The sequence below is a fragment of the Primorskyibacter aestuariivivens genome, assembly GCF_028023675.1.
Classification (GTDB): Bacteria; Pseudomonadota; Alphaproteobacteria; order Rhodobacterales; family Rhodobacteraceae; genus Marinovum; species Marinovum aestuariivivens.
Window position 1 is genome coordinate 90,432 of record NZ_JAQIOZ010000005.1, and the last position, 16,259, is coordinate 106,690.

Genomic DNA, 16,259 nt, shown 5'->3' on the forward strand with positions numbered 1-16,259 from the left:
CGCAGGGTGGGCATTTCTGCCCACCTTCTCCCCGGATCCCGCCAATGCATGTCATCTTTCGCGAAAGCCACGGGTTAGAGGAAACCGAGACCCCCACCGATCTGGGCCAGAGCCCGGGGGAGTTGGTTGTGTTGTCGTTTTCCGACTCTGACCTCGGTGCTTTTGCCGAGGCCTGGCGGCGTGGCGGGGGAACGGTGGGCAAACTGCCCACCCTACGCCTGGCCAATCTGGCGGCGCTGAAACATCCGCTGTCTGTCGATACCTATGTGGAACGGACGCTGGCGGGGGCCGAGGGCATCCTGATCCGGCTGATCGGCGGGGTGCCTTACTGGGCCTACGGGCTGCAACAGGTCAAGGCGCTGGCCGAGACCAAGGGGATTGCGCTGGCCGTATTGCCCGCCGATGGCCGCGCCGATCCGCGACTGGATGCGCATTCCACCCTCCCCGTCTCGACCCTGCGCCGCTTGCAGCATCTGTGCGATACCGGCGGCGTGGTCGCCGCGCAGGCGGCGCTGGCGCAGATGGCGCTGGCGGCGGGGCTTTACGCCGGACCGGTGCGCGGGGCCAAGACCCTGCCGGTGGTGGGGGCGTGGTCACCAGAGCAGGGGGTAATCTGCCCCGCCGTTGCGTGTTTGTCGAATGTTGCAGGGGGGCGTTCGGCGGGCGAACCCTCCAGTGGAGGCTTCGCTCGTTCCGCCTCACCCCCCCCGGCCTGCGGCCTCCCCCCCGAAGGTATTTCTGAACAGAAGAAGAGCAGAATTCTCCTGAGCTTTTACCGGTCCTATCTGGTGGCGGCCGATCTGGAGCCTGTCGATGCGCTGATCCGCGCCTTTGAGGCGCGCGGACATGTGGTGCAGGCGCTGTTTGCGCCGTCTTTGAAAGCGCCCGATGCCACGGGCTGGCTGGCGCGGCAGGTGGCGGCCTTTGCCCCCGACGCGATTGTCAACGCCACCGCCTTTTCCGGCAAGGGCGAGGGCGGTGCCTCGCCACTCGATGCGGGCGGCGTGCCAGTGTTTCAGGTCGCATTGGCCACTTCGACCCGCGAGGCCTGGGCCGGGGCCGAGCGCGGGCTGTCGCCCGCCGATCTGGCCATGCATGTGGTGCTGCCCGAGGTGGACGGACGGATCATGGGGGGCGTGGCATCGTTCAAGGAGCCGGGCGAACGCGATCCCGATCTGCAGTTTGCGCGTTATGCCCACCGGGCTGAGCCGGAGCGGATCGAGGCGATTGTCAGCCGCGTCTGTGGTTGGCTGGCGCTGGCACAGCGCCCTGCCTGCGACCGGTGCCCTGCGCTGATCCTGTCCACCTATCCCGGCAAGGACTGGAACATGGGTCATGCGGTGGGGTTGGACGCGCCCGCCTCGGCCCGGGCCATTCTGGGCGATCTGCGCGAGGCGGGCTATGCGATCCCAGAGGCGCCGGAGGCGCTGGAGCAGGCGCTGCTTGCCCGCGATGTGACATGGCCGCTGGAAGACTATCGCGCCGCGCTGGCGCAACTGCCGAAGGTGCTGCGCGATGACCTGGCCGAAGTATGGGGCGAACCGGCGCAGGAGGCGGAAGATGGCGCATTCCGCTTTGCCGCCTGTCAGCTCGGTCATGCGCTTGTGGCGCTACAGCCCGAACGCGGCACGCCAGAGACCCGCGACGACGACTATCATGACCTGTCGCGCACCCCGTGCCATGCCTATGTCGCCTTTTACCTCTGGCTGCAAAGCCGGGCCGATGCGCTGATCCATATCGGCGCGCATGGCACGCTGGAATGGCTGCCGGGGAAATCCGTGGCGCTTTCGGGCGCATGCTGGCCCGAGGCGCTGACCGGGACCCTGCCGGTGATCTACCCGTTCATCGTGAATGACCCCGGCGAGGCCGCGCAGGCCAAGCGGCGCATCGGCGCGGTCACGCTGGGCCATATCCCGCCGCCGCTGCGCGCGTCCGAGACGCCCGACAGGCTGGCGCGGCTGGAGGCGTTGCTGGACGAGTTCTCCAATGCCGACGGGCTGGACCCGAAGCGCCGCGACCGGCTGCAAGCGGACATCCGCACGGAGGCGCAGAGCCTTGGGGTGGAACAGGATCTGGGGCTGGACCGCGCCAGCAGCACCGCCGAAGCGATCACCCGGATCGACCGCTTTGTCTGTGACATCAAGGAAAGCCAGTTCGGCGAGGGTCTGCATATCTGGGGCCGTGCCGTCGATTTTTCGTCGAAAAATCAGCCCGGCTTCGACAGGCGTGCCTCGGTCGAGGCGGAACGCCGGTTGCTGCTCGACGCGCTGGACGGCAAGCGCATTGCCGCTGGCCCCTCCGGCTCGCCCTATCGCGGGCGTTCCGACGTGTTGCCCACAGGGCGCAATATCTACACCACCGATCCCCGTTCCGTCCCCACCCGCGCGGCCTATGCGCAGGGCGTGACGCTGGCCGAGGAACTGGTGCGCCGCCATTTGCAGGACGAGGGCGACTGGCCCAAAGGGCTGATCGTCGATCTCTGGGGCTCGGCGACCATGCGCACCGCGGGCGAGGAATTCGCCATGGCGCTGCACCTGCTGGGTGTGCGCCCGGTCTGGGACAAGGGTTCGGAACGGGTGAGCGGCATCGAGGTTCTGCCCATTGCCGAACTGGATCGCCCGCGTATCGACGTGACACTCCGGGTCTCCGGGTTGTTCCGTGATGTGTTCCCCACCCTGTCGGCACTGTTTTCCCAAGCCGTCCGCGCCCTAGCGGATCGCGATGAAGCCCCGGACTGGAACCCTTACGCGGGCAAGCAGGACCTTGCGCGCGTTTATGGCCCGGCACCGGGCAGTTTTGGTCTCGGCATGGGGCATATGATCGAGGATTACAGCGCCGAAGGTCGGGCCCGCGCGGGCGAAGCCTGGCTTGCTGCCTCCGCCTGGGCGCTGGATGGCGAGGCCGCCACCCGGCATGATCAGGGAATACGCGCCCGCGTGGCCGAGGCCGACAGCTTTGTTCATCTTCAGGACCTGCCGGAAACCGATCTGCTGCTGGCTGCGGACTATGCCGCGCATGAGGGCGGGTTCGCCGCCGCGCAGTCCATCACCGGCGGCAAGGCCGCGCTCTATCATCTCGACAGCACCGATCCCGCGCGCCCCCGCGCCCGCGCCCTGCCCGAGGAGATCGCCCGCGTGGTCCAGGCCCGTGCCGCCAATCCCAATTGGATCAAGGGGATGCAGGCGCATGGTTTCCGCGGCGCGGCAGAGATTGCCGCCACGCTGGACCATATGGCGGCCTTCGCGCATCTTGCGGCGGCGGTCAGCCCGCATCTCTTCGATCTCTACCATGACGCCACGCTGGGTGACGCCGAGGTGGAAGCCTTTCTGCAAGAGCAAAACCCCGAGGCGCTGGCCGCGATGCGCGACCGCTTCAATGCGCTGCTGGAGGCCGGGCTCTGGCAGACGCGGCGCAATTCGATACTCGCGGGACTGGAGACAGGGACATGAGCGATCCCGAGATCAAGGGATGGTGCCCAGGTGCCTATCGCCCGATGATGTCCGGCGACGGGCTGGTGGTGCGCATCCGACCCCGGCTCGCCCGGCTCAGCGCCGAACAGGCGCTTGGCCTCTGCGATCTGGCGCAGCGCTTTGGCAGCGGGTTCATCGACCTCACCAACCGCGCCAATCTGCAAATTCGCGGCGTGGCCGAGGACGCGCATGAACCGCTCCTGCAGGCGCTCAACGCGCTTGACCTGCTGGATGCAGATCCAGCACTGGAGAGCCGCCGGAATATCCTGATGACACCCCTCTGGCAGCGCGGTGACAAAAGCGCGCGACTGGCCCGTGCCATCCTGAACAGCCTGTCCAACCTGCCGGACATGCCCGCCAAGGTGGGGTTTGCGGTGGATACCGGCCCCGCGCCTGTGCTGGTCGAGGACAGCGCCGATTTCCGCTTTGAGCGTTCGGCCGACGGGATCATCCTGCGCGCTGATGGCTGCGCCCGTGGCCGCCCCATGACGGAAGACACGGCGATGGACGCGCTGCTCGAACTGGCCGAGTGGTTCGATACCCATCGCAGCGAGACCCGCCGCCGCATGACCAGCGTGCTTGCCCGGCACGACCTGCCCGAAGAATGGGCCAGCACGGCACCCCGCCCGCGCGGGCCACGCCCCGGCCCCGGCGACACCGCGCTTGGCCCGATGCTCGGCGCGCCCTTTGGCCAGATTGACGCCGCCGCGCTGCATTCCCTGCTGCAAGAGACCGAAGCCCCCGCCCTGCGCGTCACGCCTTGGCGGCTCTTCCTGCTCGAAGGGATCTCGATGCCGCAGAGCGATTTCATCACCGCGCCCGATGACCCGCTGCTCACCACCGACGCCTGCCCCGGAGCGCCCTTCTGCCCGCAGGCCAGCGTCGAGACGCGGGCCCTCGCCCGTGAACTGGCCCCGCGCATCAATGGCAGCCTGCATGTCTCGGGCTGCGCCAAATCCTGCGCCCGCCGCAGCCCCGCCGACATGACGCTCACGGGCCGCGACGGCGCATTTGACCTTGTGAAAAACGGGCACCCGTGGGATGCCCCGACCCTGACCGGGCTGACCCCCGACACCATCCTTGCCGGAGCCGATCTGTAACCGCCATGCCCTATGAATACGAAACCGATGGCGCCGCCATCTACCGCCAGTCCTTTGCCACAATCCGGGCCGAGGCTGACCTTGCCCGCTTTGAAAAGGATGAGGAACAGATCGCCGTGCGCATGATCCATGCCGCCGGAATGGTGGGGCTGGAAGAGCATATCCGCTTCTCCCCGGGCTTTGCACAGGCTGCACGCGCTGCGTTGGAAGCCGGCGCGCCGATCCTGTGTGACGCGCGCATGGTGTCCGAGGGCGTGACGCGCCCCCGCCTGCCCGCAGATAACGAGGTGATCTGCACCTTGCATGCCGAAGGCATCCACGATCTGGCCCGCGAAATGGGCAACACCCGCTCCGCTGCCGCGCTGGAGCTGTGGCGGCCGCATCTCGATGGCGCGCTGGTGGCCATCGGCAATGCGCCCACGGCGCTGTTTCACCTGCTCAACATGCTGGAGGATCCTGACTGCCCCCGCCCCGCCGCGATCATCGGCTGCCCGGTGGGCTTTGTCGGCGCGGTGGAAAGCAAGGACGCGCTGTGGGAGGCGCAGCCGGTGCCATCCTGCATCGTGCAGGGGCGGTTGGGCGGCTCCGCCATCACCGTGGCGGCCATCAATGCCATCGCGAGCCGCGCCGAATGACCGCGCCCGGCACAATCTACGGCCTCGGCCTCGGCCCCGGCGATCCGGATCTGATGACGGTCAAGGCCGACCGGCTGTTGCGGGGCGCGCGCCATGTGGCGTTCTTCCGCAAGGCGGGCCGCAAGGGACAGGCGCGCCAGATCGTGAACGGGATGATCCCCGAGACGGCGGTGGAATTCCCCATGGAGTACCCCGTCACCACGGAAATCCCGCTCACCGATCCGCGCTATAACGAGATCCTGTCGGGATTTTATGCCGACTGTACCGCCCATCTGCGCAGCTTGGCGGAAAAGGGCGAGGATGTGGTCGTGCTGTGCGAAGGCGATCCGTTTTTCTATGGCTCCTTCATGCATCTCTATACGCGGCTCAACGGCAATGTCCCGGTCGATGTCGTCCCCGCCATCACCGGCATGTCCGCCGCCTGGACCGCCACCGGCGCGCCGATCACCTGGGGGGACGACGTGCTCTCAACCGTGATGGGCACCCTGCCCGAGGATGAGATGGTGGCGCATATGACCCGCTCCGACGCGCTCATCGTGATGAAGATCGGGCGCAATATCGACAAGGTGCGTGGGGCTTTGCGCAAGGCGGGCAAATATGACCGCGCCTGGCTGGTGGAGTTCGCCGCCATGCCGGGGCAGACGGTGCAGAAGCTTTCCGAGGCGGAGGGCAAGGTCACGCCCTATTTCTCGATCATCGTCGTGCATGGACAGGGGCGCAGACCATGAGCGGCTCGGTCCTGATCGCCGGGCTTGGTCCCGGCTCAGAGGCGCTCGTCACGCCCGAGGTGCGCGATGCGCTGGCGCAGGCCACGGATGTGGTGGGCTATATCCCGTATGTGGCCCGCGTTGCGGAACGCCCCGGCCTGACGCTGCATGCCTCGGACAACCGGGTCGAGATCGACCGGTCGCGTCATGCGCTGGAGATGGCGTCCGAGGGCAAGCGCGTCGTTGTCGTCTCGTCGGGCGATCCCGGCGTCTTTGCCATGGCGGCAGCGGTGTTCGAAGCGGTAGAGGCCGGCCCCGACCACTGGCGCAATCTGGATATCCGCGTTCTGCCCGGCATTACGGCCATGCTGGCCGCCGCCGCCCGGGCGGGCGCGCCGTTGGGCCATGATTTCTGTGCCATCAACCTGAGCGACAATCTCAAGCCCTGGGGCTTGATCGAAAAGCGCCTGCGCCTTGCCGCAGAGGCCGATTTTGCCATGGCTTTCTATAACCCACGTTCCAAGTCCCGCCCGGAGGGCTTTGAAAAGACGCTGGATATTCTGAAGGACGCCTGCGGCGACGACCGCCCGGTGATCTTTGCCCGCGCGGTCTCGACACCAGAGGAAGAGATCAAGGTCGTGCCTCTGTCGCGCTGCACGCCAGAGATGGCCGATATGCGTACCATGGTGATCGTCGGCTCTTCCACCACGCGGATCATCCCCCGCGATGGCGCGCCGATCATCTACACGCCGCGGTCGGTCGCCCCATGATCCAGCCAGCGCAGCACCTCATCCACCCCATGCGCCTCGGCGCGCGGCGGGATGGCGGGCCGGTCGATCATGATCACCGGCAGGCCCAGCTTGCGGGCTGCGCTGATCTTGGCCGCCGCACCGGTGCCGCCCGCGTTCTTGCTCACGACCAGCTCGATCCCGTGCTCGCGCATCAGCGCCAGATCGCCATCCTCGCTGAACGGCCCCCGGTCCACGACCACATGGCAGTCGGGAAAGGGCAAATCTTCTTTCGGCGGGTCCACCAACCGCAACAGGTAGACATGCTGCGGATTGGGCGCGAATTCGGCCAGATGCATGCGCCCCACGGCCAGCATGACGCGGCTGGCAGGCCGGTCCAGCGCCGCCACTGCGCCCGCAATATCCGGCACATGCTGCCATTGATCGCCCTCCTGCGCGGCCCAGGGCGCGCGGGTCAACGCAATCAGAGGCACACCCGCCTCCTGACAGGCGGCGACGGCATGTGCGCTCATCTGTGCGGCAAAGGGATGAGTCGCATCGACCACATGGGTAACACCCGCTTCTTTCAGATAAGTTACCAACCCCGCCACGCCGCCAAAGCCGCCCACCCGCTGCGGCAGGGGCTGGCGCACCGGGCGCTCCACCCGACCGGCAAAGGAGATCGTCCCGGCGATGCCGTCCTCGGCCAGCCGTCGGCACAGCGCCGTCGCCTCTGTCGTGCCGCCCAGAACGAGCAGGTTGTGGGTCATGTCTGAGGCTCCCAAAGAATTGCCGTGGCTCACCATCATCGGTCTGGGCGAAGATGGACCGGACGGGCTGTCGCCTGCAAGCCGATCCGCGCTGGCGGAGGCGGAAATCGTCATGGGCCCGCCCCGGCATCTGGACCTTCTGCCCGATCTCAAAGCCAAGCGCATCGCATGGCCCGTGCCCTTTGCCAATGGGGTGGAGCAACTGCTCGCGCTCAAACCGTCGCGCGTGGTGGCGCTGGCCTCAGGTGATCCGTTCTGGTTCGGCGCGGGCACCACGCTGGCCAGGCGCCTGTCCCCCGACGAATGGCACGCCTTTCCCGGCGCCTCGACCTTTTCGCTGGCCGCCGCGCGCATGGGCTGGCCGCTGGAGGCGACGCCCTGTTTCGGGCTGCACGCCGCGCCGCTTACCCGTTTGCGACCCGCGCTGGCCGTGGGACAAAAACTCATCGTCTTGCTCCGCGACGGCGCTGCGGTGCGCCAGCTTGCCGACTACCTCGCAAGCGAAGGCTTTGGGCCCTCTGCCCTGACCGTGCTGGAAGCGTTTGGCGGTCCCCGCGAACGCATCACAAAGGCCAGGGCCAACGCCCTGCCCGACACCGCTTTCCAACACCCGGTCTGCGCCGCTATCGAGGTTGCAGGGGACGGCGCTGCCCTGCCGCTTGCCTCCGGCCGCGCCGATGACTGGTTCCAGAGCGACGGGCAGATGACCAAACGCCCGGTCCGCGCGCTGACCCTCTCGGCGCTGGCGCCCCAACCTTTCGAACATCTCTGGGATATCGGCGGCGGCTCCGGCTCTATCGGTATCGAATGGCTGCTCAGCCACCCAACGCTGCGCTGCACCACCATCGAGCCGCTCGAGAGCCGCGCCGTCAATATCCGCGCCAATGCCGACCGGCTGGGCGTGGACCGGTTGGATGTGATCACAGGTCAGGCCCCCGAGGCTTTGGCCGACCTGCCCGCTCCGGATGCGGTGTTTATCGGCGGTGGGCTTTCGCAGGCCCTGCTCGACTGGCTGACCGCCAATCTCTCCCCCGGCACCCGGCTTGTCGCCAATGCCGTGACGCTGGAGTCTGAGGCGCTGCTGATCAACGCCCATGCGCAACTGGGTGGCGAGCTGCTCCGCGCGGAACTGTCCAGCGCCGCGCCGCTGGGTCCGAAACGCGGCTGGAAAGCGGCCTATCCCATCGTGCAATGGAGCGTAACGCTATGATCGTCGCCGGGTTTGGCTTCCGCTCCGGGGCGACCCCCGAGAGCCTGCGCGACGCGTTTACCCGCGCGGGCGGTCAGGCCGACCGCTTCGCCACGCTGGCCGACAAGGCCGCAACGGACGCGTTTCTGCGCTTTGCCGCCGACCATCCTATCATAAGCGTTAATCCTGATGCATTGCATGAGATTGAAACCCTAACCCACTCTAATCATTCGCTTGCTGCGCGTCAGACAGGCTCGGTCGCAGAGGCCTGTGCACTCGCCGCCGCAGGCCCCGGCGCGCGGCTTCTTGCCCCGCGCGTAAACTCATCCGACCGCATGGCCACCTGCGCCCTTGCCCAATCCATGGCCCAATCCGCGGCGCAATCCACCCCAACAGGAGACGCCTCATGACCGTCCATTTCATCGGCGCAGGCCCCGGCGCGCCCGATCTTCTCACGCTGCGCGGGCGCGACATCATCGCGTCCTGCCCGGTCTGCCTCTATGCCGGGTCGCTGGTCCCCGAGGCGATCCTGGACCATTGCCCCAATGGCGCAACGATCATCAACACCGCCCCCATGAACCTTGACCAGATCATGGGTGAGATCCAAACCGCCCATGAGGCAGGCCACGATGTCGCGCGGCTGCATTCCGGCGACCTCTCGGTCTGGTCCGCCATGGGCGAGCAGATGCGCCGGTTGCGCGAGATGGGCATTCCCGTCTCGGTCACCCCCGGCGTGCCCTCTTTCGCCGCCGCCGCCGCCTCGCTCGGCGCAGAGCTGACCTTGCCGGGGCTGGCGCAATCGGTGGTGCTGACCCGGACGCCGGGGCGTGCGTCCTCGATGCCCGAGGGCGAGACGCTGACCAACTTTGCCGCCACCGGCGCGACGCTGGCCATTCACCTGTCGATCCAGAATATCGACCGCGTGGTCGCGGACCTTTCCCCCGCCTATGGTGCCGAGTGCCCGGTCGCCGTTGTGTTCCGCGCGAGCTGGCCGGATGAGCGGATCATCCGTGGCACGCTGGGCGATATCGCGGGCAAGCTGGATGACGGCATCACCCGCACCGCGCTGATCCTTGTCGGGCCAGCGCTGGCGGGTGAGGGGTTTGACGAAAGCTGTCTCTACGCGGTGGATTACGACCGCCGCTACCGTCCGCAAACGGCGGACAGCCCCTGGGCCTCCTGGACCCCGGAGAGCGAAAATGGCTGACAGGATGCAATCAGACGACTTCAGAGCCGGGCTGACCCCGACCGCGGGTGGGGGTGAAGCCCCCGCCCGGGGGGGCGGTCGGGGGCTGCCCGGCGTCCCGCCGGGCGGGCGCTTTGACACCAGTGACAGACACTGCAAGCGAGGGCAGAGCAGATGACCGGCCTGATGATCTCCGCCCCGTCCTCGAGGACGGGCAAGACCACCGTGATGCTGGGCCTTTTGCGCGCCCTGTCCGAGGACGGGCTGACCGTGCAGCCCTTTAAATCCGGGCCGGACTACATCGACCCGGCCTTTCACGTCGCCGCCTGTGGTCGTGCGTCCTTCAACCTCGACACATGGGCCATGGGCGAAACCCTTCTGAACGCCGTCACCGCGCAGGCCGCGGGCGCTGATATCTGTATCGGCGAAGGGTCCATGGGGCTCTACGACGGGGTCGCCACGCGCGGCCAGTCGGGTTTTGGCTCCTCCGCCGAGACCGCGCAGCGCATGGGCTGGCCCGTGGTACTGGTGGTCGATGTGGGGGGACAGGCGCAATCGGCGGCCGCTACGGCGCTGGGCTTCAAAGCCTATAACCCCGACCTGCCTTTTGCGGGCGTGATCCTGAACCGCGTTGCCTCGCCCCGGCATGAGCGGCTGACCCGGCTGGGCATGGAGAAGGCCGGGATCAAGGTGCTGGGAAGCCTGCCCCGGCGCGGCGACCTGGCCCTGCCCGAGCGGCATCTGGGCCTCATTCAAGCGGTGGAACACCCCGACCTCGACGCCGCCATCGCGGGCTATGCGGCCTTCCTGCGCGAAAATGTCGATCTCGACGCTATCCGCGCCTGCGCCACTGGCCTGCCGCTGCCCGCCGCTGCGCCCCTGCCCACCCCCCCGGCGCAGCGCATCGCGCTGGCCCGCGACGCGGCGTTTTCCTTCACCTATCCGCACCTGCTCGAAGGCTGGCGCGCGGCCGGGGCCGAGATCCTGCCCTTCTCACCGCTCGCCGATGAAGCCCCGGTCCCCGACGCTGATCTTGTCTGGCTTCCCGGCGGCTATCCCGAACTGCATGCGGGCACGCTTGCCGCTGCACAGACTTACCTGAAGGGCCTGCGCAAACATGCCGAGACCAGGCCCGTGCATGGCGAATGCGGCGGCTACATGGCGCTGGGTGCGGCGCTGATCGACAAGGACGGCACGCGGCACGAAATGGCCGGACTGCTGGGCCTCGTGACCTCTTACGAGAAGCGCAAATTCCACCTCGGCTATCGCCGTGCTCTGCTGGATGCACCGCTGCCCGGCCATGCCCCCGGTGCGGCGCTGCGCGGTCATGAGTTCCACTATTCCACCATCCTCGACCAACCCGACGCGCCGCTGGCCCGCGTGATGGACGCCGATGGCAACCCCGTGCCGGAGACCGGCTCTCACAAGGGCCACGTCACCGGCACCTTCTTTCACCTCATCACCGCAGAGGAGCCAGCGCCATGAGTGGTTTCGTCAGCTTCGTAGGCTCCGGCCCCGGCGATCCCGAGCTGCTCACACTCAAGGCGGTGGACCGGCTCAAATGCGCTGATGCGGTGCTGTTCGACGACCTGTCCTCGGGCCCGATCCTGAGCCATGCGCGCCCCGGCGCGGATCTTGTGGGCGTGGGCAAACGCGCCGGGCGTCCGTCTCCCAAGCAGCACCATGTCAGCCGTTTGCTGGTGGATTACGCACAGGAGGGCGGGCGCATCGTGCGGCTGAAATCCGGCGATGGCGGCATTTTCGGACGGCTGGAAGAGGAACTGACCGCCCTGCGCGACGCGGGCATCGACTATGAGATCATCCCCGGCGTGCCGTCCGCCTGTGCGGCGGCGGCGGCGGCGGGCATCCCGCTCACACGGCGGCTCACGGCGCGGCGGGTGCAGTTTGTCACAGGCCATGACGTGACCGGCCAACTGCCCGAGGACATGAACCTCGCCGCGCTGGCCGATGCCACCGCCTCCACAGTCGTTTTCATGGGCAAACGCACCTTTCCCAAACTTCTGGCGCTGCTGATGGACCATGGCCTGCCCGGTGACACGCCCGCGATTCTTGCCGAAGGGGTCAGCACGCCCGCGCAGCACATCACCCGGCATACAATGGCCTCTCTGGCCGAAGCTCTGTCCCAAGAGATCAGCGACAAGCCCGCTTTGATCCTCTATGGCCCCCTGGCGGAGAGCAGCTGTGACTGACCTCTGGCTCATCGGAATTGGTACGGGAAGCCCGGGCCACATCACGCTTGAGGGGCAGGCCGCGCTGCGCGATGCGGCGGCGATCCTTGTGCCACACAAAGGCGCGGGCAAGGAAGAACTGGCCGATCTGCGCCATGCCATTCTTGCGGCCTCGGGCAGCACGGCGGTGGTGCTGCCGTTCGACTATCCGGTGCGGGACCCTGCCCTGCCTTATCTGGAGCGGGTCGAGGCCTGGCATGACGAGATTGCCAGACGCTGGCAGGACGCGCTTACCAAGGCCGGCGTCACCGGGCCGGTGGCGCTGCTGGTCTGGGGCGATCCATCGCTCTATGACAGCACGATCCGCATTGCGCGGCGGCTGTCGCCCGCGCCACAGCTGCGCGTGGTGCCGGGGATCACCGCCATTCAGGCGCTGACCGCCGCCCATGCCATCCCGCTCAACACGGTCAACGGGCCGGTTACGATCACAACCGGGCGACGCCTGCGCGATGAGGGATGGCCAGAGGGCAGCGATACTATCGTGGTCATGCTGGACGGCGAGACCAGTTTTACCGGTCTGGACCTGACCCACCTGCATATCTGGTGGGGGGCCTATCTGGGCAGCCCGGACCAGATTCTTGTTCAGGGGCCTGCCCGGGACGTCGCGCAGGAGATTATCGACACCCGCGCCGCCGCGCGGGAGCGCCATGGCTGGATCATGGACACATATCTGTTGCAGCGCATTGAGGCGGGCTGACACCACTGTGCCCTGCGCTGAACGCAAAAGGTCCGCCATGTTCGGGAGTTGAACATGACGGACCAAAGCAAACGGCCACTCAAACCGTCAGATCCCTTACCCCGGGAAGACTTGACCCATATCGAAACGGTCAATGCTCCGCTCCGGGGTCAATGGAATGGTACAGGCCAAATACACGCGGCCGGGGATGAAAAAAACAGGTCTTCACTTCGTGACTGCCGTGGCAACCGTGCCAGGACAAGAGATGACCCAAGGTTAATCAAGCGTCGTGATTTCACTGTGATTTTGCCGGGATGTTTCGTGATTTTTCAGGTCACGTTCACCAAGTTGCTTTGAAATCAAGGGGTTTTCTGGTTAATTTTCCCCCATTGATTGTATCCCTTCCATCGGAGTTCTCACTATGGACGATTTCTCCTCGATTCACGCCGACAGCCGCGCGCTGGCGCATCTGATCGATATCTTCCTGTTCAAGGGGGCTCCGAAGAACACCGATTCGAATCATCCGGTGCAGATTCTGGTGAACCATGGCTATGCCGTGGGCTACGCGCCGTCGCGCCTGCAACCGCTCTGGTCGGCTTATCGGGTGGCCAAGGCCGACAACACCGCCGATTTCGACCGACCGCATCTGTATTATGCGGATACCCGCCTGCCTGATACAGAGCGCCTGGACAACAGCACCTTCGGCAGCCTGAACGGCGTGTCCTATGATGTTGGGCATATGGTCCCCAACGAGGTGATCAATGTGCAATTCGGGCGGCTTGCCCAGATGGAAACGTTTTTCATGTCCAACATGTGCCCGCAGGCACGCGGGCTGAATCGTGGCGCATGGCTTCGGCTGGAAAACGCGATTCGCGATATCGAGGACATGCCCGGCCAGCGTGACCATGTCTGGGCCATTGTCGGCCCGGTCTTTGGCGACAATCCCGCGCTCATCACCCGCTCAGACGGCAAGCAGGTGCCGATTGCCGACGCGTTTTTCTGCATCACCATCGACCCGCATCGTTACCCGTGGGACCGTCCCGGCAACCAGACCATCGCCTGTTTCATGATCCCGCAGGATGTGGCGGCAGGGGCGCCGCTAACCGATTTCCTGGTTGATCTGGAGGATGTGGAGGCCGCCACGGGGCTGCGTTTCATGCCCGGATGGCAAAGCGCACCGCGCACCGTTCTGCGCGCGCCGGGGGTCGGCGGCCGGACCGCAGCGCCGCCACCTGCGCCCAACAGGTTGTTGGCCGCGCTGGCGCGCGAAACGGGCTAGCCGACAATCCGCGCCGGTGATCCGGCCAGACGGATCACCCGATCTGACAGGCGTTTCGCCTCGGCCTCGACATGGGTTACGAGCAAGGTCGCGACACCGGAGCCTTCCCGAAGGGTCTCGAATACGCTCATCATTTCATCTGCGAGCGCCGGGTCGAGCGAGACAAAGGGCTCATCGAGCAAGAGCAGCGCCGGTTCCGCCGCAAAGGCGCGAGCCAGAGACAGGCGCCGTTGCTGGCCCAGTGACAATTGCCCGGGCACATCTGCTCCGCGTCCAGCCAGACCAACGCGGGCAAGCCATGTCTCGGCCTCGCGCTCAGAGCATCGCGCAGTGAGGCACAGGTTCTGTGTCAGCGTCTTCCAGGGCAGCAGCGTTGGTTCCTGAAACACCATCGCCAGACGGCCCGAGACGGTGCATTGACCGTCATATCCCGGCTCAAGCCCGGCGATGATGCGCAAAAGCGATGTCTTGCCGATGCCGGATGGCCCAACCAGCGCCACGGTTTCGCCCGGCCCGAGCGACAGCGCGATCTCGCCCAGCACGGCGCGGCCCGACACGGACCAGCCACGCAGATGCAGGGACAGAACATTCGCGCCCTGCCCCTGCATCATCGCCATCCTGTATGCCGACCCGTCAGCTGCCATCCTGAAAGAACACACCTTCGGGCAATTCGGTGGCCTTGCCAATCAGCTCTTCACCGCCCAGTTCGGCCATCAGTTTGAGCATCTTGCCCGCTGCGGCCTCGTCCACCGGACCCGCCGCCGGAATGCCCGCGCGGAACCCGGCGACAAGCGCCTGAAACTCCGCCTCGTCCTTGGGTTTCATGCGGCCGCGGAGCGCCTCCCATTCGGCGTCATCCGTAGCCAGGATCTCCTTGGCCCCGCGCGATGCAGCCGCCAGCCCCTGCACCAGCTCGGGATTGTCGCGCAGCATCTCGCCCTTGACCACATAGCCCAGAAGCGGCGTTTCCGGGTCCAGTCCCAGCGCTTCGGCGGCGACGGCCACGTCGATCAGCTTGCGCATGCCGCCGGCTTCCATCTTGGCCATGAAGTGCCAGAAGTTAATTGCCCCCGCCAATTCGCCGCCCAGCGCGGTCTTGAAGATCAACGGCGGCGCGCCAAACACCTGTTCGGTCTGCGCCTTGAGGTCCATGCCATGTTCCTGCGCAGCATAGGCCTGCAAGATCAGCCAGGATTTATCCAATGGGCCACCCGCGATGCCGATCTTGCCGCCGTCCAGGTCCGCCAACGTCTTCGCGGCGCTGTCCGCCGGGACCATCACGCCGCCGACCGCCTTGGAATAGGGGATAAAGACATAGTCCTTGCCTGCTGCACGCTGCCGCGCAACCCAGAGCCAGTCCGACACGATCACGTCCGTTTCACCGCCCTGAAAGGCCACCTGCGCCGCCGAACCGCCTGCCACGCCCTGCACGTCCAGCGTGAACCCGTTGGCCGCGTCCAGCCCGCGACGCTTGATCACGTCCAGCTCCCAGTTGACCGTGCCGAACTTGAGCACCGCCGCGCGCAGAACCGGTGTGTCGGCAAGAGCCGCGGTCGCGCTCAGCGTCACGGCGACCACGCCACCGACAAGTGCTTTCACGAATGTCATATCTGATCCTCCCAAATCTGGGCCGACTGTATCAATACCGGTGCGCTCGCAAACTACGACCAAAGCATGGATACGACCAAAGGATGATTTTTGTCCTGCATCAAGGTGGCCCAACGCACCCTTTGCGACAATTGGCGCGAAATTCCAACGGAGACCTGTCATGGCCCACAAACTTCTCGCCGCCTGCGCACTCGTATTCACATCAGGCGCGGCATTTGCCGATGCATTTGACGATATCAAGATCGAAGCCGGTCAAAAGCTGTTCGACAAGGAATGCCACCGTTGCCACGCGGACAATGCGTCCGACGACTCCTATGGTCCGCCGCTGACCAATATCGTGGGACGTGCCGCGGGATCGGTCCAGGATTACGATTATTCCATCGCACTTGAGGCGTCCGGTATCGTCTGGACCCCCGCCGCGCTGCGTGCGTGGATGGAGGACAATGCAGGCTTCATGCCCGGGACCAAAATGCGCCATGTGGGCATTGCCGACCGCACGGTGCAGGACTTCATCCTTGCCTATCTCGAAAGCATCACGGCCGACAACATGGCCGAGCCCACGGAGAAGCTGAACGACTGACAACGGCGGGATGACACGCAATCCGCCACGATCATCCGGCGTTTTTTTTTGCGCCCAGCTGACTTGATTTCACGGGAGGGGC

The 16,259-nt window shown here is 66.2% G+C and carries 16 protein-coding genes; 13 read left to right on the top strand and 3 right to left on the bottom strand.

Going from position 1 to position 16,259, the window contains the following annotated elements:
• Window positions 1-44 precede the first annotated feature (44 nt).
• Genes cobN through cobJ form a run of 5 tightly spaced genes read left to right on the top strand, consistent with a single transcriptional unit; the run spans window position 45 to window position 6,682 of the window.
• Complete coding sequence (gene cobN / locus PGB28_RS06065; protein WP_271420604.1) at window positions 45-3,449, top strand: cobaltochelatase subunit CobN; 3,405 nt, start codon at window positions 45-47, stop codon at window positions 3,447-3,449.
• Window positions 3,446-4,570 carry a cobalamin biosynthesis protein CobG gene (locus PGB28_RS06070; RefSeq protein ID WP_271420605.1) on the top strand — a complete coding sequence of 375 codons (1,125 nt, stop codon included), beginning with the start codon at window positions 3,446-3,448 and terminating at the stop codon, window positions 4,568-4,570. Before cobN ends, PGB28_RS06070 begins: the two co-directional genes overlap by 4 nt.
• Before the next feature lie 5 nt (window positions 4,571-4,575).
• Window positions 4,576-5,205 carry a precorrin-8X methylmutase gene (locus tag PGB28_RS06075; protein WP_271420606.1) on the top strand — a complete coding sequence of 210 codons (630 nt, stop codon included), beginning with the start codon at window positions 4,576-4,578 and terminating at the stop codon, window positions 5,203-5,205.
• Window positions 5,202-5,933 carry a precorrin-2 C(20)-methyltransferase gene (gene cobI / locus PGB28_RS06080; RefSeq protein ID WP_271420607.1) on the top strand — a complete coding sequence of 244 codons (732 nt, stop codon included), beginning with the start codon at window positions 5,202-5,204 and terminating at the stop codon, window positions 5,931-5,933. Before PGB28_RS06075 ends, cobI begins: the two co-directional genes overlap by 4 nt.
• Window positions 5,930-6,682 (top strand): precorrin-3B C(17)-methyltransferase, encoded by a 753-nt coding sequence (cobJ, locus tag PGB28_RS06085; protein ID WP_271420608.1) that lies wholly within the window; start codon window positions 5,930-5,932, stop codon window positions 6,680-6,682. Before cobI ends, cobJ begins: the two co-directional genes overlap by 4 nt.
• On the opposite strand, the gene PGB28_RS06090 is transcribed toward cobJ, so the two are convergent.
• Complete coding sequence (locus PGB28_RS06090; protein WP_271420609.1) at window positions 6,655-7,410, bottom strand: cobalt-precorrin-6A reductase; 756 nt, start codon at window positions 7,408-7,410, stop codon at window positions 6,655-6,657. The two genes, cobJ and PGB28_RS06090, sit on opposite strands and share 28 nt — an antisense overlap.
• Between PGB28_RS06090 and cbiE the strand changes: the two genes are divergently transcribed.
• The 7 genes from cbiE to PGB28_RS06125 all read left to right on the top strand — a co-directional run bounded on the left by cbiE (window position 7,409) and on the right by PGB28_RS06125 (window position 13,989).
• Window positions 7,409-8,620, top strand: coding sequence for a precorrin-6y C5,15-methyltransferase (decarboxylating) subunit CbiE (gene cbiE, locus PGB28_RS06095; protein ID WP_271420610.1), 1,212 nt, complete (start codon window positions 7,409-7,411; stop codon window positions 8,618-8,620). The genes PGB28_RS06090 and cbiE overlap by 2 nt on opposite strands.
• Window positions 8,617-9,009 carry a cobalamin biosynthesis protein gene (locus tag PGB28_RS06100; RefSeq protein ID WP_271420844.1) on the top strand — a complete coding sequence of 131 codons (393 nt, stop codon included), beginning with the start codon at window positions 8,617-8,619 and terminating at the stop codon, window positions 9,007-9,009. Before cbiE ends, PGB28_RS06100 begins: the two co-directional genes overlap by 4 nt.
• The gene (gene cobM, locus PGB28_RS06105; RefSeq protein WP_271420611.1) at window positions 9,006-9,806 is read left to right on the top strand and encodes a precorrin-4 C(11)-methyltransferase; all 801 of its coding nucleotides are present in this window, start codon (window positions 9,006-9,008) and stop codon (window positions 9,804-9,806) included. The genes PGB28_RS06100 and cobM overlap by 4 nt, the downstream gene beginning before the upstream one ends.
• Window positions 9,807-9,959: 153 nt before the next feature.
• Window positions 9,960-11,270 carry a cobyrinate a,c-diamide synthase gene (locus PGB28_RS06110; protein ID WP_271420612.1) on the top strand — a complete coding sequence of 437 codons (1,311 nt, stop codon included), beginning with the start codon at window positions 9,960-9,962 and terminating at the stop codon, window positions 11,268-11,270.
• Window positions 11,267-11,995: a uroporphyrinogen-III C-methyltransferase gene (gene cobA, locus PGB28_RS06115; RefSeq protein ID WP_271420613.1), complete on the top strand. Its 729-nt coding sequence runs from the start codon at window positions 11,267-11,269 to the stop codon at window positions 11,993-11,995. The genes PGB28_RS06110 and cobA overlap by 4 nt, the downstream gene beginning before the upstream one ends.
• Entirely contained in the window at window positions 11,988-12,731 is a 744-nt protein-coding gene (gene cobF, locus PGB28_RS06120; RefSeq protein ID WP_271420614.1) for a precorrin-6A synthase (deacetylating), read from the top strand. The genes cobA and cobF overlap by 8 nt, the downstream gene beginning before the upstream one ends.
• 400 nt (window positions 12,732-13,131) lie before the next feature.
• Window positions 13,132-13,989, top strand: a complete 858-nt coding sequence (locus tag PGB28_RS06125) for a DNA/RNA non-specific endonuclease (protein ID WP_271420615.1) — start codon at window positions 13,132-13,134, stop codon at window positions 13,987-13,989.
• On the opposite strand, the gene PGB28_RS06130 is transcribed toward PGB28_RS06125, so the two are convergent.
• Window positions 13,986-14,633, bottom strand: a complete 648-nt coding sequence (locus tag PGB28_RS06130) for an ABC transporter ATP-binding protein (RefSeq protein ID WP_271420616.1) — start codon at window positions 14,631-14,633, stop codon at window positions 13,986-13,988. The genes PGB28_RS06125 and PGB28_RS06130 overlap by 4 nt on opposite strands.
• Window positions 14,623-15,597 carry an ABC transporter substrate-binding protein gene (locus PGB28_RS06135; protein ID WP_271420617.1) on the bottom strand — a complete coding sequence of 325 codons (975 nt, stop codon included), beginning with the start codon at window positions 15,595-15,597 and terminating at the stop codon, window positions 14,623-14,625. Before PGB28_RS06135 ends, PGB28_RS06130 begins: the two co-directional genes overlap by 11 nt.
• Before the next feature lie 160 nt (window positions 15,598-15,757).
• On the opposite strand from PGB28_RS06135, the gene PGB28_RS06140 reads away from it, so the two are divergent.
• A complete protein-coding gene (locus PGB28_RS06140) occupies window positions 15,758-16,177 on the top strand; it encodes a c-type cytochrome (protein WP_271420618.1) in 420 nt (139 codons plus the stop codon).
• Window positions 16,178-16,259 lie beyond the last annotated feature (82 nt).